This is a genomic window from Legionella pneumophila subsp. fraseri, from assembly GCF_000586315.1.
Taxonomy (GTDB): Bacteria; Pseudomonadota; Gammaproteobacteria; order Legionellales; family Legionellaceae; genus Legionella; species Legionella pneumophila_B.
This window is the reverse complement of the sequence record NZ_KK074228.1, coordinates 96,257-121,482: the sequence shown is the minus strand read 5'-3', so window position 1 is coordinate 121,482 and position 25,226 is coordinate 96,257. Positions and strand designations below refer to the sequence as shown.

Sequence of the window (25,226 nt, the reverse complement as noted above, 5' to 3'; positions counted from 1 at the left end):
AACAGAGGGGGCAATTTACTTGGAATCTAAAACCAACTACACCATAGTAGGCCTCGTCGTACTTATTCTGACAGCCGGCCTGTTATCTGCGGGTTTATGGCTCTCGGTCGGATTTAACCAGAAAGAATATACTTCCTATACTGTGTATCTCAAGGAGTCTGTTTCTGGCCTCAGTATCGAATCGCCTGTTAAATTTAATGGGGTGCAGGTTGGTTATGTTAAGGAAATTAAACTGAATAAAAATGATCCCAGGCAAGTGGAATTATTGTTAAATATCGAAAAGAGTACACCAATAACAACCAGTACTTCAGCAACCTTGATTTCACAAGGTATTACAGGCGTCACTTATGTTGGATTATCTGCCGGTTCATCCGATTTGACTCCTTTACGAAAAATGCCGGGAGAGCCTTATCCTGTCATTCCTTCCAAACCATCTCTGCTGAATCAGTTGGACGCTGTTTTAAAAGAGGTTGCTGAGAATGTAGGTGCGGTGAGTGAAAAGGCTCAACTTATCTTTAATGAAGAAAACGCTGACAATGTAAGAAAATCATTGGCTAATATAGAACGTATTACAGAAATAATCGCTGATAATGGTCAATCAATTAATAGTTCTTTAACTAATTTTGATGTATTTATAGCCAATATGGCGAAGGCAAGTAAGCAATTTCCTCAGTTGATAAAAGATTTAAAAACAGGTATTTCAAAATTCAAATCTTTAGCTGACAATATGAGTGCTGCGGGTAAGGATGTTTCAAAAACGATGATAGCGGGTAAGAATACTATTGATCAAATTTCCCAACAGGCCATACCTCCAGCAGTAATTTTATTGCGACGCTTGAATGCCATTTCAGCGAACCTTGAAAAGGTCAGCAATGAAATGCGGCAAAACCCTTCTGTGATTATTCGAGGTACGAAAGCACCTAAACTTGGGCCAGGGGAATAAAATATGAGAATTCTCAGTAGTGTTTGTTTTATATTAGGAATATTAACACTGATGAGTTGTTCGCCTGTTAAAATCCCGGTGACAAACGAATATCAATTAACAGCATACAGTACCAAGCAGTTGACCAGGAAGCCCAGGCCCATCACAATACAAGTTACATTGCCTGAAGCGGTGGCAGGATATCAGACCGAAGAAATGCTTTACATGAAGAAACCTTTTAAATTGGAGCCATTTGTAAAAAATGCATGGACTTCACCTCCCGCAGATATGCTTTTTCCTTTATTAGTACAAAGTCTACAGAGTTCCGGGTATTTTTATGCCGTCACATCAAGCCCTTATAGTGAAGAAGCAGATTATCGTCTGGATACTCAATTGTTGAAGTTAGAGCAAAATTTTATCAAGAAACCCAGTGTTCTTGAGTTTTCAGCCAAAATAGTATTGACCCATATTAGTGATAACCAAATTATAGGGTCACGGATTGTTCGTCTACAAATACCTTGTTCACAAGATACTCCTTATGGCGGAGTTATTGCGGCGAATCAGGCTACATTTCGATTTACTGCAACGGCAACGGACTTTGTTATATCGCATATTAAGCGTGATTAGGAATAGCCAAAAAATAAAAAGAATTGTACAATGACACCCCATGATTATCATGTGTAGTTTCTAAAAATAATAAGAAGAGTTTAAGGAGATTGTGGAATGAAAGCCGGATCGTTTTATAAACTGGGACTGCTTGTAGCAAGCGCTGTATTGGTCGCAGCTTGTTCTAAAACACCAGGCAGTGCTGATGGTGGTGCTGCGGTAGGTGACGGTGATGCTACTGCCCAAGGTTTGGGGCAAATGACTCATTTTGCTGGACAGGAACCTGGCGAATCCTATACAACGCAGGCACCGCATAATCAATTGTATTTGTTTGCATACGATGACAGTACTTTGGCATCAAAATATTTACCTTCAGTGAATGCGCAGGCAGAATATTTAAAGACTCATCCAGGTGCTCGAGTGATGATAGCTGGGCATACTGATGAGCGAGGTAGCCGTGAATATAACGTAGCCCTCGGCGAACGCCGTGCTGATACTGTAGCTGAAATTTTGCGTATGGCAGGTGTTAGCAGACAACAAATTCGTGTAGTTAGCTACGGCAAAGAGCGCCCAGCTAATTATGGTCATGATGAAGCGTCGCATGCGCAGAATCGACGCGTAGAGTTTATTTATGAGGCAACAAGATGATTAATTGCAAAAAATCCATTATCACCGCATGTTTTGTACTGATGCTTCCTTTCGCCTTATGGGCGGAAGCGCCAGTAATCGATGATAGTGAAAATTTTGCAATGATTGACAGGCAAGAGGAGTATGATGCTCCCCTTGTCAATCCCAAATACGATGAACCACAAATTGAGAATGCCGAGTTGGATGGGTCTCAAAATGATAACTATGCAACGGATACTTCTCAGCCTTATGATGAACCGGCACTTGTCAAAGACGATCAAAAAAATATCCACGACAGTGCAAAGTTAATTGATAAAATTCAGCAACTTCAAAAAGAAATACAAGAGTTACGTGGTCAGCTTGAAGTACAGGCACACGATTTAAAATTATTACAGCAACAGCAAGTAGCCTTCTATAAAGATCTGGATTCTCGATTATCCAATTCTTCAACTTCAGCAAAAACCATTCAAAATGATAAACCAGCAACAGACGTTTCATTGGGTTCTAATTCGCCAGCGACTTTAAAAGCAACTTCTCCGCAAATCAAAGCAGGGCCATCTACAGGGCTATCTAATAGTAAACCACAACCTGTTATTGCTGTTTCCAGGGCTAATCCTGCAGATGAACAGATAAGTTACCTGGCGGCTTACGAGTTAGTTAAAAATAAACGCTATGATGAGGCGATTAAGTCTATGCAGACTTTTGTGCAAAAATATCCCAGAGGAGGTTACACTGCCAATGCAGAATACTGGTTAGGTGAACTGTATCTTGTTAAAAAGGACTATCCTAAAGCCATAGAACATTTTGAGATTGTTTTACAGCAATATCCTTCATCCAGCAAGGCTGCAGCCAGTTTGTTAAAATCTGGCTATGCTTATGCTGAGAAAGGCGACACGCAAGAAGCCAAAAAGCGTTTTCAACAAGTTGTTAAAACCTACCCTGATACGCCAACAGCACAATTGGCCAGCTCTAAATTGGAAGCAATTAATGCTTTATGAAACGATTTAATGAACAATTAAGAATTACGGAGATTTTTCATTCATTGCAAGGAGAATCAGTAACAGTAGGCTTACCTACTGTATTTGTTCGTCTGACGGGCTGTCCATTACGATGTCAGTATTGTGATACGGCTTATGCTTTTTCAGGAGGTGAAGTCGTTGAAATAGATGATATTTTGAATAAAGTAGCCTCCTATCAATGTCAACATGTTTGTGTTACTGGGGGTGAACCACTTGCTCAACCTGGCTGTATCCCCTTATTAAGCAAACTTTGTGATGCAGGACACTTGGTTTCTTTGGAAACCAGCGGCGCCAGGGATATAGCTTCGGTAGATCAACGAGTTATGATCGTCATGGATTTAAAAACGCCTGACTCCAGGGAAGCAGATAAAAACTTGCTGTCCAATTTGAGTTTTCTGAAACCTACTGATCAGATTAAGTTTGTATTATGCAGCCGAAATGATTATGAATGGGCATGCAGCATGCTGAGTGAATATCGGTTAGCTGAACGGGTACAACTCTTATTTTCTCCGAGTTGGAATCAGCTAAATCCTACTGATCTTGCAAATTGGATAATTCAGGATAAATTACCAGTTCGTTTTCAACTACAATTACATAAGATTTTATGGAATGATGCACCTGGTCATTGACCTCAAGGAGACTAACTATGCATTGGTTTGCTCAGGCACCCGCTAACATTGCTTTGATCAAATATATGGGTAAAAAAGATGAAGATTCCAATTTACCTGATAATTCTTCTCTATCCTACACCTTGAGTAATTTATTAAGTTCTGTGAAATTAGAGAAATTACCAACTAAAAAAGACATTTGGGAGCCGCTTAGTATTCCTGGAGCACCAGAATTTAACCTGTCAGTTGAAGCGCAAAAACGCTTTATTGATCATTTAGTACGATTGAAAGAGTATTTTGGATATGCCGGTGGATTTTTAATTCAATCCAGTAATAATTTCCCTCATAGTAGCGGTTTAGCAAGTTCTGCTTCCAGTTTTGCTGCCTTAACAAAGTGTGCGTCAATTGCATTAAGTGAACTTACTCAAAAACCTATGCCTTCTATTGATGAGCAAGCACAATTGAGTCGATTAGGTTCGGGTTCGTCTTGTCGTTCTTTTTATGCACCATGGGCGTTATGGACGGGAGATAAAGTCTCTGCAATCGATTTGCCTTATAAAGATTTATTACACCAAGTAATAGTAATTAGCAGCCAAGAAAAAGAAATACCGTCCAGGGTGGCACATAAGCTGGTTAAAACAAGTCCTTTTTATGAAACGCGAAGTGAAAGGGCCGAGGCAAATTTGAAATTATTACTGAACGCTTTTGAAAACAAAGACTGGACGAGTATATACCAAATTTGCTGGCATGAATTTCTCGACATGCATCAATTATTTAAAACCTGTGAAAAACCATTTTCTTACATAACAGATAATACCTTACATATATTGAGCGTTATTGAAAAATTTTGGAACGAAAAAGGCGATGGCCCTGTAGTTACTATGGATGCCGGTCCTAATGTTCATTTGCTTTATAGATCAGATCAAATAGATCTCGCACGACAATTTAAATCGGATTATTTGGTAGGAAACTATGATGTTTTATGATTTTGAAACCACTACTTTCGGCAAGTGGATTTTAGCAGGTGAACATGCGGTAGTAAGGGGACATGAAGCTTTAGTATTTCCTATTAAAGAAAGGCAATTAACTTTGAGATATAACCCTTCCTCTGCGTCCTTGAGCGCAGAATTTAAAGGCAGCAATGGTTCGGATATGCATTTATTATTTTGGAGCGTATTAGAGCGTGGTATGCATTTATTAGGGCGTTCACTGAATGAATTAGGTGGTCATTTTTATTTGGACACCAATATTCCTGTTGGGGTTGGCATGGGTGCTTCGGCAGCGCTTTGTGTTGCCATGAGTCGATGGTACTGCGCGCAGCGAATGATACAAGATAATCAATGCAGCGAATTTGCCAAACAGTTAGAACATTTGTTTCATGGTAAAAGCAGTGGTTTGGATGTAGCCGGTGTAGCCTCAGATACCGGTATATATTTTAAGTCCGGGCTTTGTACTCCAGTAAAGCAAACTATTTATCCCTATTGGTATTTATCCTCTTGCAATCAAATTGGTATTACGTCTCATTGTATACAGCAAGTTGAATATTTATGGGATAAAAATCCAGAGCTTGCTCACCAAGTGGATAGGCAAATGGTAGAGGCTGTTCAGGAAGCCAAAGTTGTTTTGGAAGAAGGGGGAGTTGATGCTTTAAATCGCTTGGCAAAAGCGATAAATAAAGCGGCAGATTGTTTTGTACAATGGGGATTGGTTAGTGAAAGCTTACAACAACATATGAATCACTTGTTCGCTGATGGTGCAATTGCTGTTAAGCCAACTGGTTCAGGAGGTGGTGGGTTTGTATTAAGCCTTTGGGACAAAATTCCTTCATCGCAAATAGAGATGATTCCGGTCTAGTCTCTTTCAAGCCTAATCGACAAATTGATAATAGACTTCATTCTGCTTAATCATACCTAGTTCATATCGAGCTTGTTCTTCAAGGGCTTGATCACCACTTTTTAACTCTTTGATATCCGCTTCCAAAGCTTTATTTCTGGCAGCTAATTTATCGTTCTGATTTTTATGAGCTTCCAGTTTTTTTTCGAGTTTAATCCATTGGATGATATTTCCATCACCTAGCCATAGCTTATGTTGTAAAGCAACCAAAGCAATAATTAAGATAATGAATATGGGGCGCATAGAATTTTCTATTGAAGAATATATCTAATTACTATTGTAGTATCTTATTACGGCAAGGAGCAATATGTGTTCAGGGTATATAGTATTAAATTTTTTATCGAACTGATTTTAAATTGTATTTAATCTATATTATTCTTCATTTCAACTTAGGCTGATGTCGAGTTGCAGTGAACACTCAAAAACCAGCCTAAGTTAATCATGAATAATGCCGAAAAGCTTCAAATCATCTTTTCAGTATACTTTTTCCAGCATAAGGTAAAGATGCCAATTCATTTATCCTCAATAGCTGATTATACTTCGCAGTCCTGTCTGTGCGGCACAAGGATCCAGTTTTAATTTGACCACAACCACTTGCAACTGCAAGATCAGCAATAAAGGTATCTTCTGTTTCTCCGGAACGGTGGGATATTACACATCGGTATCCATTTTTATGTGCGAGCTTTATAGCCTGCCTTGTTTCACTTAAAGTACCTATTTGATTGACTTTAATTAATATGGCGTTTGCAACCCCTTGGGCAATTCCTTCTTGCAGAATTTTGGGATTAGTTACGAATAAATCATCTCCGACGAGCTGAACTTTATTTCCCAAAAGGGTGGTTAATTGTTTCCATCCTAACCAGTCTTTTTCATCCAGGCCATCTTCAATACTGACTATGGGATAACTGGAAATGAGATTTGCGTAGTATTCTATGAGTTGATGAGAATCAAATTTTTGATTTTCAGAATACATATGATAAAAGCCTTCATTAAAAAGCTCAGAAGCAGCAACATCCAAGGCAAATACAATGTCTTCTCCTAATCGAAAGCCTGCCTTTTCAATCGCCTCACTAAGAAGATCCAGCGCTTGACGATTAGATTGAATATTAGGTGCAAAACCACCTTCATCACCAACAGCAGTATTTAATCCTTGTTTTTTTAGCACAGATTTCAGTACATGAAAGATTTCTGTTCCCATTTGTAATGCTATGGGAAAATCAGGGGCGCCGATTGGCATTATCATAAATTCCTGAATATCCACATTATTATCAGCATGAGCACCTCCATTCAGAATATTCATCATAGGAACGGGCATGGTCATTATCTCACCCTGATTAAGTGCCATATACAATGGCTGATTAAGAGATAATGCTCTTGCTCTGGCGCAAGCTAGTGAAGTAGCTAAAATGGCATTAGCTCCCAGATGAGATTTGTTTTCTGTATTATCTAATTGGCATAAAATGCGATCTAAATTTTCCTGATCACCAACAGACAATCCTTGTAATGTCTGATTTATCTCTTCATTAACGTGTTTAACTGCTTTTTGCACCCCTTTGCCAGCATATCGCTTTAGATCATTATCTCTAAGTTCACAGGCTTCCCGGCTTCCTGTGGAAGCTCCAGATGGAACACTCGCTCTTCCAATAATACCGTTTTCTAGAATGACGTCTGCCTCAACGGTGGGGTTACCGCGAGAATCTAATATTTCACGTGCCAGAATTTTATGTATGTGCATAGTTTTTCCTAATCTTTTTATATTTATTTAAATACATACCACTTTAAGGTTTACAAGCGCATTAACTAATGGCATTAGAGGCAAACCAAGAATGGTATCCTCGCTTCCTTGCACTTCCTTAAATAACCACTTGCCTAAACCTTCATATTGATAAGCACCACAACTCTGATAAGGTTTTTCCGCTTGCAAATAGGCTTCAATTGTTTTTTCACTCAGGGGATGCAGTGTTAATGTCGCTGTTTCATAGTATTGCCAAAGTATTTTGCTCTCTTTGACAATACACAGGCAAGCAATTTGTTGATGTTGTTTCCCGCTTAATTCTTGCAAGTGTTTTACAGCTGTTTGATGATTTAATGGTTTATTAAATACTCTTTTATCAGCGACGCATAATTGATCTGCTGCAATGATATAATACTCTGGATAATGTTGGCTGACATCCAACGCTTTAGTTTTTGCCAAGGTAATACCTAACTCAATTAGTTCGTCAGAATTATGCCTTGTTTTAATTTCTTCTTCGTTGCAATTCGATGGTACAACCAGAAAATCCAATCCCAGAGAATGCATGAGTTTATGTCTTATGGTCGAAGAGGAGGCAAGAATAATCGGTTTTTGTTGTAAAAATTTAGACATAGATAGCCACCGATGCCATGAGCAAAAAGCCTATGATTACAAAGCTGAAATCACTTAAATTACAGCAACGCTCCACCATGACACAGCGCTCCAGACCATGCAGAGTTCCTAAATAGAGAAAAGTACCGGCCGATGCCGCAATTAAGATAGGGTCAAATAAAGAATTCGTTTCCACACCATGGCCAAAATACCAACCAAAATAAATGCCTAAAGGCGTCATAAGACTAAAAAAGAAAAAGAACACCATACTTTTGCGAGTGCTCATCGAACTTTTATTTAACTGAATTGCTATAGCCAAACTTTCTGCCCATTTATGAGTGATGATTGCTAAAAACAGCATAATAACCATGGAATTATATTGGGTAAAACCTAAAGCAGCTCCCAGCATAAGTGAATGGACAGAAAGCATCGCCCAGGCGAGTATCGCGAAAGCAGGATGTTCTGCATCATGATGATGGTATAGTTCCTTCCCTAAATGTTCAAACCACAAGAAAATAAGGAATACTACTCCGGTAATGATAAATGCAAACGGATAGTTATAACCCATCTCTTTAAATAAGGCATTTGATTCAGGTAACATATGAAGGAGTGCTGCGCCTAGAAAAACACCTGTAGCCAAAGTTTCACCTATAGGGAAATCAATGTGTTTATCGTCTTTAATTCGCTTTTTAAATGGGTACCAGCCTGCAATGAGAATGACTATAAATATCGAAACAGCAAAAATAATTTTTAAACTGGTTGCAGACAACATGAAGTCTTCCTACTTTAAAATGCGTATATATTATCCTGAAATGACTAATCGAATCTACAGGGCATAGTAGGATTACATTGTTAAAATATAGCAATTCTTTCATGCCTTCTGGATATTAGTTTGATGGATAATGCATCACTTCATGCAAGCCGAAGAGACGTACTTCCTCTATATCGATTTGTGATTTCAAGGTTGAGATTGCTCGATTATGCAGTTTTTTCCATTGATTAAAATCATTTGAACAAAAAATATCCAAGCTCATTTTTCCATTTAGATAATGTATATTCCAAAATATAATCTGCGGAAAATCATGATAAATGTCATTAAAGAATTTTTCCTGAAGTATTGCCCTGTTTGGTAAATGCAAGGATGGGCATGAAATTTCATCGTCTTCAGGGTCAACATGGACAATCACATCTTTGACGCAATCAATTTTTTTTACCAGAGTATGATGCACGTGTTGAGCAATATAGTGCCCCTCGGAAACAGATATCTTGGGTGAAACCAGAATATGGACATCAATAAGCACATCACTGCCCATAAACCGGCTTCTTAGCTGGTGAATACGTTTTACTCCATCGATGCTTTGTATAACTCGTTCAATTTGAGAAAATAATTCTGCATCAACCGCAGTGTCTACCAACTCTTTGACACTGTTCCAGCCATAGCTCCAGCCCATTTTTATAATCATCAGGCTTACGATGACGGCGGCAATGGCATCCAGGTAAACAAGCCCTGCCAGGCTGCCAATTAATCCAATCAGCACGACTATGGATGAAGCAGCATCTGAGCGATGATGCCAGGCATTGGCGGTGATTAATTGGGAGCTAATTTTTTTTCCTACATGGCGGGTGTAGTGAAATAATGCTTCGTTTGCAATGATTGAGAAGCACACTATAGGAATCGATAACCAGTTTGGCATGGTATGGTCTGATTTAAGCAATTCATCAAGTGCGTCCCAGGCAATACCACAGCCTGCCAGAATTAGTAGAAGGGATAGCAATAGGGTGGCTGCCGTTTCAATTCTTTGATGGCCATATGGATGAGAGTCATCAGCGCTAACGCTTCCATATTTTGAGGCAAATACGACCATCACATCGGTAATTAAATCTGAAATGGAGTGAACTCCATCTGCGATGAGAGCATGAGAATGATATAAAAAACCACCAATCATTTTGACAATACCGAGTAAGGCATTAATAAAAGCACCGATAAGGGTAACTTTTTTGGCTTGCCAATACCTGTCATGGGGGTACATTGCTGTTCCTTTTTCAATTACAAAAAAAATTTGGATTTTGTAAAAAAATTAGAGAGGAAACTATACCATGTTATGTCGTGAGTTCCTATTTATCTTGGCTTATCAATTGTTAGAACTCTGCTGAAAATATCCAAAATCAATGTTTTATAATTAATCTAATTGTGATTCATGTAAACAATTCCATGGTTTTGGGCTTCATAGGATTAAATCTGATAGAACTGGAACGATGAGAAAAAAGATTTGCAGCTTTCACTCAAAAGCAAATTGGAAAGTTCTGAATCAGTTAGAAAATAGACTGATTTTACAAGGTGTTTTGCATTCTGTGCACAGGATTATCCACAGATTTTGTGGATAAATATATTTGAGTGAATTAAATCAAAAAAGCCAGATAACCTTTACCTGGAGAGGGCTATAGAAATTTCAATGGTAAAATTGGAAAGAGTTTTGTGCAATTAACTTTTAAAGTTATCCACAGGGCTAAGAGGAAATGAATTTTATTACTGGCTCGTTTATGTTAGCAAAGAAAAAAATAAAAAACAGTCTTGACTTCAAGAATTTTAATTATTTTTTTAACTTTGCAAAAATTGTTCAAAGTCGCCTGACCATCTTTGTGTAATTTGTCTGGCAATTGTTGGTTTTTCCAACGTCAGTTGTTTTGCAATTGGGCGTAAAATAGTGAAGAGGATTTTATCGCGTTGTAAGTTAGCTATTTTAAATTGCCTAAAACCAGTTTGTCTGGTTCCTAGTATTTCTCCTGAGCCTCTTAACTCCAAATCCTTTTCAGAGATTAGAAAGCCATCTGTTGTTGAACGCATGATTTTTAGACGTTCAGCACCTTGCTGTGATAGAGGCGATTGATAAAGTAAAAGACAGTGAGATTGATTATTACCTCTGCCGACTCGTCCTCGTAACTGATGTAACTGCGACAAACCAAGTCTCTCTGCATTTTCAACGATCATTAAACTGGCATTAGGAACATCAACACCTACTTCAATAACAGTAGTTGCTACCAATAAATCAAGCTCGCCTTGTTTAAAAGCCGCCATAGTAGCCTCTTTTTCAAGTGTTTTCATCCTCCCATGAACAAGACCTACACGTGCGAAAGGGAGCTGTTCTTGTAGTTTTTTTGAGGTATCTGTTGCTGCTATACATTGTAATTTTTCAGACTCTTCTATAAGAGTGCATACCCAGTAAGCTTGTTTACCGTTGGCGATTGCTGCTTGTAAGCGTTCGATAATCAGTTCGCGCTTATCCTGGTTCAATACCGCTGTTGTAATTGGCATACGGCCAGGTGGTTGTTCATCAATCACCGATATATCCAAATGGGCAAAATGAGACATTGACAGGGTTCTTGGAATAGGGGTGGCTGTCATTAATAATTGATGAGGGATTAATTGGTTTAATTGCCCTTTTTGTTGCAAAAGGAGCCGCTGTTCTACTCCAAAGCGGTGTTGTTCGTCAATAATGACTAAACCCAAACGAGCAAATTCCACCTTATCCTGAAATAATGCATGGGTTCCGACAATGAGTTGGCAGCTATTATCCTGGAGGCCTGCAAGCGCATTTTTTCGTTCAGTGGTTTTCATTTTACCGCTCAGTCTTAATACATTAACACCGATAGGTTCTAACCATTTATGGAGATTATTTGTATGTTGTTCACTTAATAAATCGGTTGGTGCCATAAAGGCAACCTGGAATCCTTGTGAGATAGCTTGGAGGGCAGCTAGTGCCGCAATAATGGTTTTACCCGCCCCAACGTCACCCTGTAACAAGCGAAGCATGGGTTTGCTTTGAGCTAAATCATGACTGATTTCTTTAAAAACTCTTTGTTGCGCTTTTGTAAGAGTGAAGGGCAATGATTCGATAAAGCGTGTATGGATAGCCTTATCAAGAGGTATAGAGGGAGCTTGAAGCTTGCTACGTGATTGTCTCGCAAATTGCATGCTGAGTTGTTGTGCCAGCAATTCATCAAATATTAACCGCTTGAGGGCAGGATGTTCGCCTGTCTCCAGGGTAGAAAGGGAGATGTCAGGCGGAGGGTTATGAAGTAACTTAATGGCTTCACCCAGATTATAAAAATTGTTTTCCTGTAATTGCTTTTCACTCATCCATTCCAATTGATGAAGTTCATGTTCACATTGTTCCAAGGCTATTTTAACTAACTGTCTTAATCGGGTTTGAGTTAAGCCTTGAGTTGTTGGATAAATTGGCGTAAGCGTTTCTTCCACGTGGAAGTCTGATTCCTGGTCAAGTAATTGATACTCAGGGTGAATCATTTCCAAATGGTTGTTAAAGTCGCGAACTTCACCAAAAGCCCTAATCATGGTGCTGTTATTCAAAGACTGAACTTGCTGCTTGTTGAAATGAAAAAAGCGGAGCTTAACCAAGCCTGTTTTATCTTCTACATAACAATTTAACATCATCCTTTTGCCGTATTTAATTTCAGTTTTGCATACATGGCCTGCGATAACACACCATTCATTAGAGCGTAAATCCTGAATTGGTGTTATCCTGGTTCTGTCTTGATATTTATAAGGCAAGTGGAAAAGCAGGTCTTGTATGGTGAAAATCCCGCATTTAGCAAGTTTTGCTGCAATGGTTGGGCCAACACCAGTTAAATATTCACAAGAGTTACTCAGCACGGTATTATTTAAGATTAAAAATTTAATAATAACAGGAAAATATATTCGTTGCGACTTGAGTCATCATTCTGGCAATTTTGCCCAAATCATTACCAAGTTACTTGTTGCTTGCGAGTATCTATTCGTCAAAGATGGAGTGCAATTGGATGAATCGTATTATAACGTTTACGGCGGCTTTGATACTGGTTTGGATAACAGGTTATTTATTAATCGCAGGAAGAGGATTATTAATTCCAATTGTCATATCAATTTTTGTTTGGCACCTGTTGAATACCATTAATAGTGGTGTACAGAAAATTCCTTTCATCGGCACACATCTCCCATCCTGGATAAGCATGATTTTATCTTTGTTTGTTGTTGTTTGCCTGGTAATGATTCTTATTAACATCATTACCAATAATGTCAGTGATGTAATTGCCGCTTCTCCCAGGTATCAGGAAAATTTACTGCATATATTTAACAACCTGGATCAACGATTTCATGTTAAGGGTATTTTCGATTTCGACAGTTTAATTCAAGGATTTAGTATCCAGAGTATGCTTGTTAATATTTATGGAGTTTTTACGACTATAACCAGTTCCGCTGTGCTGATTTCCTTATATGTTGTGTTTCTATTTGTTGAGCAGCATTATTTCACTCAAAAAATGGATGCTTTTTTTCCACAGGAAGAGCACAGGAAACTGGTTAAAAACATTATCTCGCATATTACAAAAGACACTCAAACCTATCTGGGTATCAAAACTTTGTTAAGCTTGCTCACTGCCACGTTGAGCTGGTTTATTATGAAATGGGTTGGTTTGGATTTTGCCGAGTTTTGGGCATTATTAATTTTCTTTTTAAATTACATTCCAAATATAGGAGCTATTGTAGCAACTGCTTTTCCAGCAGCACTTGCCTTGATTCAATTTGAAAGCTGGTGGCCGTTTTTGGAAGTGACCTCCGGAATAGTAGCTATACAGTTTTTCGTAGGCAATTTTTTAGAGCCTCGTCTGTTAGGTAAATCATTAAACTTAAGTCCTTTGGTGATATTGTTTGCCTTGGCTCTATGGGGTGCCATTTGGGGGGTACTAGGCATGTTTCTGTCTGTGCCTATCACGGTAATGATGATGATTATTTTTGCGCACTTTGATGTGACAAGACCCATAGCCATTCTGCTGTCTCAAGATGGTTATATTCATAAGTCCTATGAATCTCTTGAAAATTAATGAGCTATTGATATTTCTGTTGTTGTAGTGATGATGTCCTGGATTGAGAGCCTTTCCATATGGTATGAAAAAGAGCATAATAGCGGTATTTTTGACGGATAAATGAGAAGTATGAAAGCTATAATCGAATATCTTTTGAAACAAGCATTAATTAATCTGCAACAATCAGGCGAAATACCAATTGATTTGGAGATTGAAATAAAAGTTGAGAATGCCAAAGATCCTGCCCATGGTGATTATGCGACTAATTTGGCCTTGGTATTAGCCAAACCATGCCGACAGTCACCTAAAATATTAGCCGAGCGACTGGTTGCAGCAATCCCTTCGGATCCGTCCGTAGAGAAAATTGAGATAGCAGGGGCAGGATTTATTAATTTTTTTATGCGCAGTACGGCACGTTCACTCATCATTTCTGAAATTTTGAATAAAGGCAAGGAGTTTGGCCGAGGTAATTTAGGACAGAGCCAGAAAGTATTGATTGAATTTGTTTCTGCCAATCCCACTGGCCCTTTGCATGTAGGTCATGGAAGAGGAGCTGCTTTCGGAGCAACTTTGGGGAATGTTTTAAAGGCTGCCGGGTATGATGTGACTTTGGAATATTATGTCAATGATGCTGGCAGGCAAATGAATATCCTTGCTGTGAGTGTGTGGTTGCGCTACCTGGAGTTGGCAGGTGAGCCTGTTGTGTTTCCAACGAATGGCTATAAAGGTCAATATGTTTATGAGATTGCACAAGTGATGTGGTCAGAGCAGGGTAATCAATTTGTGCATCCATGGATTTCGGTAGTAGACAATTTACCTGCTGATGAACCCGAAGGTGGAGATAAAGAGACTTATATCGATGCGATCATCGCGCGAGCGCAATCTTTACTGGGCAAGGATGGGTTTGCTAATTTTCATCAACATGCTTTAAAAACGGTATTGGATGATATAAAAGATGATTTGCAGGCGTTTGGTGTAAATTTTGACAATTGGTTTTCCGAACAATCGTTATTTGAGGACGGCTCTATTGAAAAAGGCATTCAAGCCTTGAAAGACAGAAATCATACTTATGAGAGAGAAGGCGCGTTATGGTTTAGGGCAACTGATTTTGGTGATGAAAAAGATAGAGTATTAGTCCGCGCAAATGGGCAAACGACTTATTTTGCTTCAGATGTCGCTTATCATTGGAATAAATACGATAGAGGTTTTGATCGGGTCATTGATATTTTTGGTGCTGATCATCATGGCTATGTCACAAGAATTAAAACTGCAGTTAAGGCATTAGGGCATGATGAAAGTGCATTGGATGTTATTTTGGTTCAGTTCGCTATTCTTTATCGAGGTGGTGACAGGGTGCAAATGTCTACTCGTAGCGGTTCATTCGTCACTTTGAGAGAATTAAGAGAAGAAGTAGGAAATGATGCGGCCCGGTATTTTTATGTGGCCAGAAAGCCTGAACAACACATGGATTTTGATCTGGATTTGGCAAAATCCGAATCCAGTGACAATCCTGTTTATTATATTCAATATGCCCATGCCCGCATCTGCAGTGTATTGAGACAGTTAAAAGAAAGGGGGCTTAAGTGGGATAAGGATATGGGGCTTAAAAACCTTGATTTATTGGAGCAACAACATGAGACCACATTAATTTCTCTAATTAGTCGATATCCTGAAGTGATCCAAGCCGCTGCTGCTTGTTGTGAGCCGCATCAGCTTGCTTATTATTTGAGGGAACTGGCCAATGGCTTGCACAGTTATTATAATGCGATCCAATTATTATGCGAACAAGAACAATTGCGATGTGCTCGTTTGTGCTTGCTGGAGTCGGTTCGACAGGTTTTAAATAATGGTTTGGCTATATTAGGTGTATCAGCTCCAGAGAGTATGTAATGGCAAAAGATTATGGAAATAGGCGTACTTCACGTCGTAACAAAGGACCACACCAGTTTTTGGTCATTATTGTGACTTTTTTGTTTGGGTATTTAACAGCTTCTTTTTTTGATATACAAATGATAAGTCAATGGGTGAGTACCCAGGTTTTAGCCCATTATGACGCTGAAAAAGCGCCAACTAAAGTGATACAAGAGCATAAACAAGTGCCCCCTAAACCTAAATTTGAATTTTATACTTTATTAGCAAATGAAAGAGGGCCGGTATCTCAGGCAGCTAATCAGCAAAATACGGCCAATCATCCAGCAGACAAGTCATCAACTCCACTGCAAAAGACCACAAACACTGTTACTGCTGCTGTCAATACCACAGTGAAATCAACAATAGCCAATCCAATGCCACAAACTACAGTGAAGGCGGCCGAGGGAAAACCAACAACTACGCAACAACCCAATAAAGGAGCGTATTTGGTTCAAGTGGCTTCTTTTAAAGCGCGTCAGGATGCAGAGCAAATGAAGGGTATGTTAATCCTTAAAGGCTTTGATGTCAGCGTGGTTCCAGTCACGCAAGCACAGGGAAATTGGTTCCGGGTAGTGGTTGGTCCTTACCCGAATAAAGCCTTGGCTCAAAAAGCTCAAATGAACCTTGCCAAGACAGAGCATCTGAATGGTATGGTGCGAAGCGTTGGCGGATAAAGACAATCAGTTAATGCTAATCAAAGTAGATTTCTTTTTACTGATTATCGGCTAACAACCACTTGAATTCCCGCGGCATTTTTTACAGCATGGGGTTTGGTGACAGCGACAGAAACTTTGTTAACAGGATACTTTTGCTTGATTAATTGGGCAATTTGTTCCGCTACCGTTTCAATTAATTGAAACGAAGTTGATTCTACAAATTGGGTTACTGTTTGGCACAGATCAGCGTAATCCAAGGTATTAGACAAATTATCCTTGCAATCTTTAAAGTCAAAGGGAATGGATATATCAATTAATAGTCGTTGATTAATACGTTGTTCCCAACTATAAACACCAATTTTTGTTTCGACACTGAGCGCTGTAATATTTAAAGTATCCATTGAATATCCATTAATAATTCATCAGGTCTTACGAAAAATCCTCGATCTTTTTGCTAAAAAATTTTTTAATTCAGTTATTTAGTTTATTAAATGCCCACATTAAAAACATTTTTTGCCTTGCCCCTGGAGTTTTTCGTACGTCCTGTTTATATTGTTAAGTCCCGATGGCCATTTATACCACTGTATTGATTAGCTTAACATGATACTATAAACACTTTTTATTGTGATAGTGATTACATGATGTTTGATTTGAACCAATCCCTTTTTCTTCGAGCCTTGAGACGACAACCTGTGGAGCGAACTCCAGTCTGGATTATGCGCCAGGCCGGGCGTTATCTGCCTGAATACAGAAAAGTAAGAGAACATGCCGGAGATTTTTTAAATCTTTGTAAGAATCCTGAACTCGCTTGTGAAGTAACCTTGCAACCTTTGCGTCGCTATGCTTTGGATGCAGCTATTTTATTCTCAGATATTTTAACGATTCCTGATGCTATGGGGTTAGGGCTTTATTTTGCTGAAGGGGAAGGGCCTTGTTTTACAAATCCTCTGCAAGAGGTCAAAGCAATTCATGCTCTGGAAATTCCTTCGATTCCTGAATCTTTATCCTATGTCTTTGATACTGCGCGCTTAATCCGACAAGAGATGCCTAAAGAATTGCCCTTGATTGGCTTTTCAGGTAGCCCATGGACTTTAGCGTGTTACATGGTAGAAGGCGGGAGCAGTAAAGATTTTAAACGAATTTTAAATTTGATATACACTGAAAAAGAAGCGGCTCATCTGTTATTGAATAAACTGGCTGCCTCTGTGACTGCCTACTTGATTGAACAAATAAAGGCTGGAGTTAATGCGGTTATGATCTTTGATACGTGGGGAGGAGTTTTAACTCCACAAAATTATAAGGATTTTTCTTTGGCATATATGTGCCAAATTGTTCGGCAATTAAAAAAGGAATACCTTGATATCCCTGTCATTTTATTTACCAAGAATGGTGGGCAATGGTTAGAATGGATGGTTGAGACTGGCTGTGACGCATTGGGAGTTGACTGGACGTGTGAGTTAGCTTCTGCCCGTCAAAGAGTGGGAGGAAAAGTTGCTTTACAGGGAAATTTGGATCCTGCTGTTTTACGAACTACAAAAGAGTGTATACGCAGAGAAGTAAGGAATGTATTGGCATCCTATGGACATGGAACAGGACATATCTTTAATTTGGGGCATGGCATTACTCCAGACGTACCTCCTGACAATGTTGCAATAATGATTGAGGCGGTGCATGAAATAAGTCCTCAATATCATTTATAGCCTGTGCGAGGCAAATTATTGTTTCAAAATAGTGAAATGACTCAAGAATAGGACAATCAGCTTTTAGCGTAGATACTGGCCTTCATTCAAGACGTTATGAGTTTCATTAAGGTTCATTTCTGAATTGATGGCTTAGCTGGATGGCCATTTCCAGTGATTGTTCATAGTTTAATCTTGGATCAACCAGGCTGTGATAGGCTGTTTTAAGGTCATGAGGAGCTAAACCACGAGCCCCACCGATGCATTCTGTTACATTATCGCCGGTTAATTCAAAATGGACGCCTCCCAGATAACTGCCCATGTTGCGATGAATTTCCAAAGCTTGTTTTAATTCAGATAAGATATTGTCAAAATGACGAGTCTTAGTTCCATCATCTGTTGTTTCAGTATTGCCATGCATAGGGTCACATGACCATGTGACAGGGATTTTGGTTTTCTTTACTGCTTCAATAAGTGGGGGCAACAACCGGTCTATAAGCTTGGCTCCCAAGCGGGTATAAAGTAAAATTCGCCCTTCTTCTTTTTGCGGATTGGCTATGTGTAGCACTTCTGACAACCATTCAGGAGTAGCTGCCGGGCCTATTTTAATGCCTATTGGGTTTTGCACTCCTCTTAGAAACTCAAGATGCGCGCTGTCAATTTGTGCCGTACGCATTCCAATCCAGGGTAAATGAGTTGAAAGATTGTACCATTTTCCATCTTTCAACTGTCTTGTTAAGGCTTGCTCATAATGTAAATGCAAAGCCTCATGTGAGGTGTAAAAATCGACTTTACTGATACTGCTAGAGCGTATCCCATCTATAGCGTTCAAAAAATCCAGGGCGTCTTCAATAGAATCTACAATGTGTTGGTATTCGTTCTTCTGAGGAGAGTGTTCAACAAAACCCAAATCCCAGCGTTGAGGGTGATGCAGGTCAGCAAACCCCCCGTCCAACAGCGCTCGAATAAAATTTAATGTCATAGCAGAGCAACTGTATGCCTGAAGTAATAATTTAGGATTAGGTTCCCTGGCAGCTGCGGTAAATTCAGGTGAATTAACGATATCTCCACGATAACTGGGTAAGGTAACTCCATTTATGGTTTCATAATCTGAAGAGCGTGGTTTTGCATATTGCCCGGCTATTCTTCCGATACGAATAATTGGTTTGCGTAATCCGTATAGCAAGATTAAGCTCATTTGCAAGATAATTTTTAATTTGTTACTTATGACTTCTGAACGACAGTCATTGAAGGATTCCGCACAATCACCACCTTGCAGAATAAAAGCATCACCTCGACCAGCATGTGCAATTTCGTTTTTCAGATTTTTGATTTCACCACTCGTAACTAAAGGAGGTAGAAAACTTAATTGTTCTACTACCTTATTTAATTGCTCTTGATCAGCGTATGACGCTGCCTGCAAATAGGAATATTGCTGCCATGTGATTGGCGACCATTCTTGCATAATCTACCCAAGTTATTTTTGCTTTAGTCATCATTTGGATTTCATTAGATCAAAGAGCTTTACGCACTTTGTTTCTCTTACCTAAATGAGAATTAGCACAGATTTTTTAATTATCTAAGTATGGAATAAATGGACAATTACTGCAAGCCATGATTTGAAAAGTTTCAATTAGTGAATAACATGAATCTGAAACCTGGATTTTAAATCTTAATCAGGGGCTTGAAAAAACCAAATGTAATCCCCATTTGTAATGCTTGAGTTAGTCAGGAGCAATTTTGATGAGTAAACAAAATAAAAAAGATTGGAAAAAATTTAAAGACGAACATAAAGAAGAGCACAAGTTAGAGAACGAGATTCTGGAAGAAGAAACTGATGAAGAATCACAACATCAAGAACCTGCTTTAGGACATCCGAGCTATGCCGCCTTGGAAGAGCAATTGACGCTTGCGGAACAAAAGGCACATGAGAATTGGGAAAAATCTGTGCGCGCTCTTGCTGAATTGGAGAATGTTCGTCGTCGGATGGAACGAGAAGTTGCCAATGCCCATAAATACGGTGTAGAAAAACTGATTTCAGCTTTATTACCAGTAGTTGACAGCCTTGAGCAAGCATTGCAATTAGCAGACAAGAATAGCGATCCAGCTATGCATGAAGGGCTTGAGCTAACTATGAAACTCTTTCTTGATGCATTACAAAAATTTGATGTGGAACAAATTGATCCTCTAGGACAGGTATTTGACCCTCAACAACATGAGGCTATGTCAATGCAACCAGCCCCAGGAGCGCCTCCCAATTCTGTAATTACTGTATTCCAAAAAGGTTATAAATTGAGTGATCGGGTAATTCGACCGGCTCGAGTTATAGTTTCAACCAAATAATTTGGTGTTTGAGTTGAGGTATTTTTAAAACAAATTTTAGGTGCAATATATTCCGCTTTTTTTAGGGTTATGGCTTGAAATTGTCATGATACGCCCCATATGTGGAGTATTGCATGAGAAAATATTAATTTGGAGCAAAATAGAATGGCTAAAATTATAGGTATAGACCTGGGTACTACGAACTCTTGTGTTGCTGTCATGGAGGGTGACAAACCGAAGGTAATTGAAAATAGTGAAGGTCACAGAACAACTCCTTCTATCGTAGCATTTACCGATGATAATGAAATATTGGTGGGCCAATCAGCCAAGCGTCAATCCGTGACCAACCCAGAGAAAACACTGTTCGCGATTAAACGATTAATAGGGCGTCGATTTGATGATCCTATCGTGCAAAAAGATATTAAGATGGTTCCCTACAAAATTATTAAAGCGGACAATGGGGATGCCTGGGTTAGAGTCAAAGATCAAGATAAGGCACCACCACAAATTTCTGCTGAAGTGTTAAGAAAAATGAAAAAAACGGCAGAAGATTATTTGGGTGAAGAAGTAAAAGAAGCAGTAATTACTGTACCTGCCTATTTCAACGATTCCCAACGCCAGGCAACCAAAGATGCTGGTCGTATTGCCGGTTTGGAAGTAAAACGAATTATTAATGAGCCGACCGCTGCTGCTCTGGCTTATGGTATGGATAAAAAACGCGGTGATTCTGTTATCGCGGTATATGATTTAGGTGGGGGTACTTTTGACATTTCAATTATCGAAATTGCCGAAGTGGATGGAGAACACCAATTTGAAGTACTCGCGACCAATGGTGATACCTTCCTTGGTGGAGAAGATTTTGATTTGGCTTTGATTGAGTATTTGGCCTCCGAATTCAAAAAAGATACTGGTATTGATTTACATAATGATCCTTTGGCTTTGCAACGCTTGAAAGAGGCTGCTGAGAAAGCAAAAATTGAATTGTCATCCGCACAACAAACTGACGTCAATTTGCCTTATATTACTGCAGATGCTTCCGGACCAAAACATTTAAATATCAAGTTGACTCGCGCAAAATTGGAGTCCTTGGTAGAAAAACTGGTTGAGCGAACCGTTGAGCCATGTAAAATAGCTTTAAAAGACGCTGGACTTACTGTATCTCAAATCAATGAAGTTATTCTGGTTGGTGGTCAAACTCGTATGCCACTGGTACAAAAAACTGTTGAGGAATTCTTTGGCAAAGAACCTCGTAAGGACGTAAACCCTGATGAAGCTGTAGCAGTAGGTGCCGCGATTCAAGCAGCAGTATTGTCTGGTGAGGTTAAAGATATTCTTTTACTTGATGTTACTCCGCTGTCTCTTGGTATAGAAACAATGGGTGGTGTAATGACCAAACTTATTGAAAAAAATACAACTATTCCTACAAAGGCAACTCAAGTATTTTCAACAGCCGATGATAATCAAACTGCAGTGACTGTGCATGTATTGCAAGGTGAAAGAGAACAGGCTTCAGCAAACAAATCATTGGGACGGTTTGATTTGCGTGATATCCCTCCTGCTCCTCGTGGCGTTCCTCAAATTGAAGTGACTTTTGATATCGATGCCAATGGTATCCTGAATGTTTCTGCCAAAGACAAGGCAACTGGCAAGGCACAATCCATTGTTATCAAAGCTTCCAGTGGTTTAAGTGAAGAAGAAGTCGCTGCTATGGTGAAAGATGCCCAAGCGCATGCCGAAGAAGATAAGAAATTCAAGGAAATGGCAGAACTTCGTAATCAGGCAGACAGTTTGATTCATAGCTGTGAAAAATCAATGAAAGATTTGGCTAATGATTTGTCTGAGGATGAGAAAAAAGGCATAGAAACTGCAATTTCTGAATTGAAAGAAGCGGTACAAGGAACTGACAAAGCTCGAATTGAAGACAAGCTGAAAGTATTGACGGATGCCTCTGCAAAAATGGCCGAACGTATTTATGCTAAAAAATCATCTGAAGGTCAGGCAGCTCAGGGGCAAACCCAATCTCAGGAATCTACAAAACCTGCGGAAGAAGGAGTCGTTGATGCTGAGTTTGAAGAAGTGAAAGAAGAGGATAAAAAGTAATTGATGTTACTCTCCCTCTCTGATTAAAGAGGGTGGAAGAAGGTTTCATTAGGTTATAATAAATAAATTTTGGGTCGGGGCGATATTATCGTCCCGTTTGTCTATTGAATAGCACTTAAATTATTTTAGAGTCTTCATACGACTGAGCTCATTATAATTAAGTGGTTGTTATAAATTGTGAGCAGTTATGGAACAGCGGGATTATTATGAACTTTTAGAAGTAAGTCGAAATGCGAGTGATGCGGAGATTAAAAAAGCATACCGCAGGTTGGCAATGAAATATCATCCCGATCGGAATCCAGGTGATGCCTCTGCCGAAGAAAAATTTAAAGAAATTCAAAAAGCCTATAATATCCTGTCCGATAAGCAAAAACGGGCTGCGTATGATCAATTTGGCCATGCTGGTGTGGATCCTTCAATGGGTGGGGGGCCAGGTGGTTTTGGCGGATTTGGCGGATTTGGTGACGTTTTTGAAGATATTTTTGAGAATATTTTCTCAGGGGGACGGGGACATGGGCGTCAATCGCGTGGCCAAAGGGGCGCTGATTTGCAATTTAATGTGCAATTGACTCTTGAAGAAGCCGCTATTGGCAAAGAAGTAGAAATTACCGTTCCACGACATGGCACCTGTACTGTTTGTGAGGGATCGGGGGCTAAAAAAGGCACTAGTCCAAAAACTTGTGAAACTTGCCAAGGCATGGGGCAAGTCAGAATTCAACAAGGTTTTTTTTCCATACAACAAACCTGTCCCACTTGTCATGGCGAGGGAAAAATAATTTCTGATCCTTGTGTCAGTTGTCATGGTCAAGGAAGAGTGAGAGAAAGTAAAAAAATAAATGTCAAAATCCCGGCTGGAGTCGATAATGGTGATCGGGTTCGGTTAAGTGGAGAAGGTGAAGCCGGTGTGCATGGTGGTGGTTCAGGCGATTTATATGTTCAAATTAGTTTGAAAAAACACGCTATTTTTGAACGCCATGAAAATGATTTGCATTGTGAAGTGCCGATTAGTTTTGCAACTGCGGCATTAGGAGGCTCAATCGAGGTACCGACTTTGGAAGGTCGAGTCACTTTAAAAATCCCCGCAGAAACTCAAACAGGCAAAGTATTTCGATTGAGAAGTAAAGGGATGAAATCTGTCAGAGGTTATGGACAAGGTGATTTGCTATGCAAAGTGGTTGTAGAAACACCAGTTAATTTATCCCGGGAGCAAAAAGAACTGTTAAATAAGCTACAGGATTCGTTAGAGAATGCCAAGGGAACGCACTCACCTAAAACAAGCTCCTGGTTTGCCGGTGTGAAAAAATTTTTCGAAGACATGAAATTTTGACTTAATTAAGTTACAATTGGAAGATTTGTCGTTTTCAGCATGGATTGCTTATTTTGCGCTGGATAAGCATACTTTGAACATAATTGAGTATATTCTTCATGATTAATAAATCAGCAATTTTAGCTTTAGCTGATGGCACTGTTTTTGAGGGCCTGTCAGTAGGGGCCACTGGTGATTCTGTTGGTGAGTTGGTTTTTAACACGTCAATGACTGGCTATCAGGAAATGCTTACTGACCCTTCGTATGCCAGACAAATAATTACCTTAACTACTGCTCATGTGGGAAATACAGGTTGCAACATGGAAGATATGGAGTCGACAAAAGTCTGGGCGGCCGGCTTGGTTATGAGAAACTGCACTGCTGTTCCAAGTAACTACAGAGCCGAACAATCCTTCCCTGACTGGCTAAGTAAAAATGGAGTAGTTGCCATTTCTGGCATTGATACGCGCGCGCTTACACTGAAATTGCGTGAGAAAGGCGCCATCGGAGCATGTATTAGCACTAATGTGGAGAAACCTGAAATTGCTGTGGCAAAGGCTCAATCGTTTGCGGGGCTTCAAGGTGCAGATTTAGCATTAGAGGTTACAAGACAAACGACAGAGCGTTGGCATGAAGGCCAAGGAGAGTGGAGTCTAAGCAAACAACCTCAACAGCTTCATGTCGTTGCCTACGATTTTGGTGTGAAACATAATATTTTGCGCATCTTACATGATAAGGGATGTCATATTACTATAGTTCCTGCTAAAACTTCAGCGGAAGAAGTTTTAGCAATGAATCCTAATGGTGTCTTTTTATCTAATGGGCCAGGTGATCCCCAGGCATGTGATTATGCTATTAAAGCAACTCAGGTATTTTTAGACAATAATATTCCGTTATTTGGCATATGCCTTGGATTTCAGATTTTAGCTTTGGCATGTGGCGGTGTTACTAAAAAAATGAAATTTGGACATCATGGTTCCAATCATCCTGTAGTTGAAACAACTGGCAAAAAACGTGTTTTTATAACAAGTCAAAATCATGGTTTTGCTGTAGATGAGGATTCGTTGCCCAATTGCCTGGAAGTAACACATCGTTCATTATTTGATAACAGTTTACAGGGAATAAGACATAAAACAAAACCGGCATTTGGTTTTCAAGGTCACCCAGAGGCAAGCCCTGGACCACATGATATAGATATTTTATTTAATGAATTTGTAAAACTGATGAAATAAGTTTTTTGCGACAAAATTATTATTCTGATAAGGATGGCTTGTTTTAAGCCTGCTTAAAGTGTAATGCTCCTAAAAACTATCCATGGCCATTAAAGGTTAGTAAAATGACATGGTTTTAACGAAATAATGACTCTAACTTGTT

General features: G+C 39.3%; 23 protein-coding genes. 15 read left to right on the top strand and 8 right to left on the bottom strand.

Annotated features, from left to right (window positions below):
* The first annotated feature begins 19 nt into the window (after nucleotides 1-19).
* The 7 genes from CC34_RS0115015 (at nucleotide 20) to CC34_RS0114985 (ending at nucleotide 5,636) form a co-directional block, all read left to right on the top strand.
* On the top strand, nucleotides 20-943 hold the full coding sequence (locus CC34_RS0115015; protein WP_027229241.1) for an MlaD family protein: 924 nt from the start codon (nucleotides 20-22) through the stop codon (nucleotides 941-943).
* 3 nt (nucleotides 944-946) lie between these two features.
* Nucleotides 947-1,549, top strand: a complete 603-nt coding sequence (locus tag CC34_RS0115010; protein ID WP_027229240.1) for an ABC-type transport auxiliary lipoprotein family protein — start codon at nucleotides 947-949, stop codon at nucleotides 1,547-1,549.
* A 96-nt stretch (nucleotides 1,550-1,645) separates the two neighbouring features.
* Nucleotides 1,646-2,176 carry a peptidoglycan-associated lipoprotein Pal gene (pal, locus tag CC34_RS0115005; RefSeq protein WP_010947759.1) on the top strand — a complete coding sequence of 177 codons (531 nt, stop codon included), beginning with the start codon at nucleotides 1,646-1,648 and terminating at the stop codon, nucleotides 2,174-2,176.
* A complete protein-coding gene (ybgF, locus tag CC34_RS0115000; RefSeq protein ID WP_027229239.1) occupies nucleotides 2,173-3,153 on the top strand; it encodes a tol-pal system protein YbgF in 981 nt (326 codons plus the stop codon). Before pal ends, ybgF begins: the two co-directional genes overlap by 4 nt.
* A complete protein-coding gene (queE, locus tag CC34_RS0114995; protein ID WP_027229238.1) occupies nucleotides 3,150-3,803 on the top strand; it encodes a 7-carboxy-7-deazaguanine synthase QueE in 654 nt (217 codons plus the stop codon). The genes ybgF and queE overlap by 4 nt, the downstream gene beginning before the upstream one ends.
* Before the next feature lie 17 nt (nucleotides 3,804-3,820).
* On the top strand, nucleotides 3,821-4,768 hold the full coding sequence (locus CC34_RS0114990; protein WP_027229237.1) for a diphosphomevalonate decarboxylase: 948 nt from the start codon (nucleotides 3,821-3,823) through the stop codon (nucleotides 4,766-4,768).
* On the top strand, nucleotides 4,758-5,636 hold the full coding sequence (locus CC34_RS0114985; RefSeq protein ID WP_027229236.1) for a mevalonate kinase family protein: 879 nt from the start codon (nucleotides 4,758-4,760) through the stop codon (nucleotides 5,634-5,636). The genes CC34_RS0114990 and CC34_RS0114985 overlap by 11 nt, the downstream gene beginning before the upstream one ends.
* A 12-nt stretch (nucleotides 5,637-5,648) precedes the next feature.
* Here CC34_RS0114985 and ftsB read toward each other — a convergent pair whose 3' ends face one another.
* From ftsB to recG, 6 genes are all read right to left on the bottom strand, one after another.
* Nucleotides 5,649-5,918, bottom strand: a complete 270-nt coding sequence (gene ftsB, locus CC34_RS0114980; RefSeq protein WP_027229235.1) for a cell division protein FtsB — start codon at nucleotides 5,916-5,918, stop codon at nucleotides 5,649-5,651.
* Nucleotides 5,919-6,141: 223 nt separating this feature from the next.
* Nucleotides 6,142-7,410 (bottom strand): phosphopyruvate hydratase, encoded by a 1,269-nt coding sequence (gene eno, locus CC34_RS0114975; RefSeq protein ID WP_027229234.1) that lies wholly within the window; start codon nucleotides 7,408-7,410, stop codon nucleotides 6,142-6,144.
* A 27-nt stretch (nucleotides 7,411-7,437) separates the two neighbouring features.
* Nucleotides 7,438-8,040, bottom strand: a complete 603-nt coding sequence (locus CC34_RS0114970) for a Maf family protein (protein ID WP_027229233.1) — start codon at nucleotides 8,038-8,040, stop codon at nucleotides 7,438-7,440.
* Nucleotides 8,033-8,791 carry a ZIP family metal transporter gene (locus CC34_RS0114965; RefSeq protein ID WP_027229232.1) on the bottom strand — a complete coding sequence of 253 codons (759 nt, stop codon included), beginning with the start codon at nucleotides 8,789-8,791 and terminating at the stop codon, nucleotides 8,033-8,035. The genes CC34_RS0114970 and CC34_RS0114965 overlap by 8 nt, the downstream gene beginning before the upstream one ends.
* A gap of 115 nt (nucleotides 8,792-8,906) precedes the next feature.
* Nucleotides 8,907-10,049 carry a cation diffusion facilitator family transporter gene (locus CC34_RS0114960; RefSeq protein WP_027229231.1) on the bottom strand — a complete coding sequence of 381 codons (1,143 nt, stop codon included), beginning with the start codon at nucleotides 10,047-10,049 and terminating at the stop codon, nucleotides 8,907-8,909.
* A 569-nt stretch (nucleotides 10,050-10,618) separates the two neighbouring features.
* Nucleotides 10,619-12,691 (bottom strand): ATP-dependent DNA helicase RecG, encoded by a 2,073-nt coding sequence (gene recG / locus CC34_RS0114955; protein ID WP_027229230.1) that lies wholly within the window; start codon nucleotides 12,689-12,691, stop codon nucleotides 10,619-10,621.
* Nucleotides 12,692-12,837: 146 nt separating this feature from the next.
* On the opposite strand from recG, the gene CC34_RS0114950 reads away from it, so the two are divergent.
* From CC34_RS0114950 to CC34_RS0114940, 3 genes are all read left to right on the top strand, one after another.
* Complete coding sequence (locus CC34_RS0114950; RefSeq protein ID WP_027229229.1) at nucleotides 12,838-13,896, top strand: AI-2E family transporter; 1,059 nt, start codon at nucleotides 12,838-12,840, stop codon at nucleotides 13,894-13,896.
* A gap of 111 nt (nucleotides 13,897-14,007) precedes the next feature.
* Entirely contained in the window at nucleotides 14,008-15,768 is a 1,761-nt protein-coding gene (argS, locus tag CC34_RS0114945) for an arginine--tRNA ligase (RefSeq protein WP_027229228.1), read from the top strand.
* Nucleotides 15,768-16,463 carry an SPOR domain-containing protein gene (locus tag CC34_RS0114940; RefSeq protein ID WP_027229227.1) on the top strand — a complete coding sequence of 232 codons (696 nt, stop codon included), beginning with the start codon at nucleotides 15,768-15,770 and terminating at the stop codon, nucleotides 16,461-16,463. Before argS ends, CC34_RS0114940 begins: the two co-directional genes overlap by 1 nt.
* Nucleotides 16,464-16,507: 44 nt before the next feature.
* Here the strand turns inward: CC34_RS0114940 and folB are convergent, their stop codons facing one another.
* Nucleotides 16,508-16,846, bottom strand: a complete 339-nt coding sequence (gene folB / locus CC34_RS0114935) for a dihydroneopterin aldolase (RefSeq protein ID WP_027229226.1) — start codon at nucleotides 16,844-16,846, stop codon at nucleotides 16,508-16,510.
* 240 nt (nucleotides 16,847-17,086) lie between these two features.
* Here folB and hemE point away from each other — a divergent pair, with 240 nt between their 5' ends.
* Nucleotides 17,087-18,145 (top strand): uroporphyrinogen decarboxylase, encoded by a 1,059-nt coding sequence (gene hemE / locus CC34_RS0114930; protein ID WP_027229225.1) that lies wholly within the window; start codon nucleotides 17,087-17,089, stop codon nucleotides 18,143-18,145.
* 106 nt (nucleotides 18,146-18,251) lie between these two features.
* Here the strand turns inward: hemE and CC34_RS0114925 are convergent, their stop codons facing one another.
* Complete coding sequence (locus CC34_RS0114925; protein WP_027229224.1) at nucleotides 18,252-19,589, bottom strand: 3-deoxy-7-phosphoheptulonate synthase class II; 1,338 nt, start codon at nucleotides 19,587-19,589, stop codon at nucleotides 18,252-18,254.
* A gap of 278 nt (nucleotides 19,590-19,867) precedes the next feature.
* On the opposite strand from CC34_RS0114925, the gene grpE reads away from it, so the two are divergent.
* From grpE to carA, 4 genes are all read left to right on the top strand, one after another.
* On the top strand, nucleotides 19,868-20,467 hold the full coding sequence (gene grpE, locus CC34_RS0114920; RefSeq protein WP_027222202.1) for a nucleotide exchange factor GrpE: 600 nt from the start codon (nucleotides 19,868-19,870) through the stop codon (nucleotides 20,465-20,467).
* A gap of 144 nt (nucleotides 20,468-20,611) precedes the next feature.
* Nucleotides 20,612-22,546, top strand: a complete 1,935-nt coding sequence (gene dnaK, locus CC34_RS0114915) for a molecular chaperone DnaK (protein WP_027229223.1) — start codon at nucleotides 20,612-20,614, stop codon at nucleotides 22,544-22,546.
* Nucleotides 22,547-22,733: 187 nt separating this feature from the next.
* Nucleotides 22,734-23,873 carry a molecular chaperone DnaJ gene (gene dnaJ, locus CC34_RS0114910; protein WP_027229222.1) on the top strand — a complete coding sequence of 380 codons (1,140 nt, stop codon included), beginning with the start codon at nucleotides 22,734-22,736 and terminating at the stop codon, nucleotides 23,871-23,873.
* Nucleotides 23,874-23,971: 98 nt separating this feature from the next.
* Nucleotides 23,972-25,084 (top strand): glutamine-hydrolyzing carbamoyl-phosphate synthase small subunit, encoded by a 1,113-nt coding sequence (gene carA, locus CC34_RS0114905; protein WP_027229221.1) that lies wholly within the window; start codon nucleotides 23,972-23,974, stop codon nucleotides 25,082-25,084.
* Nucleotides 25,085-25,226: the final 142 nt, after the last annotated feature.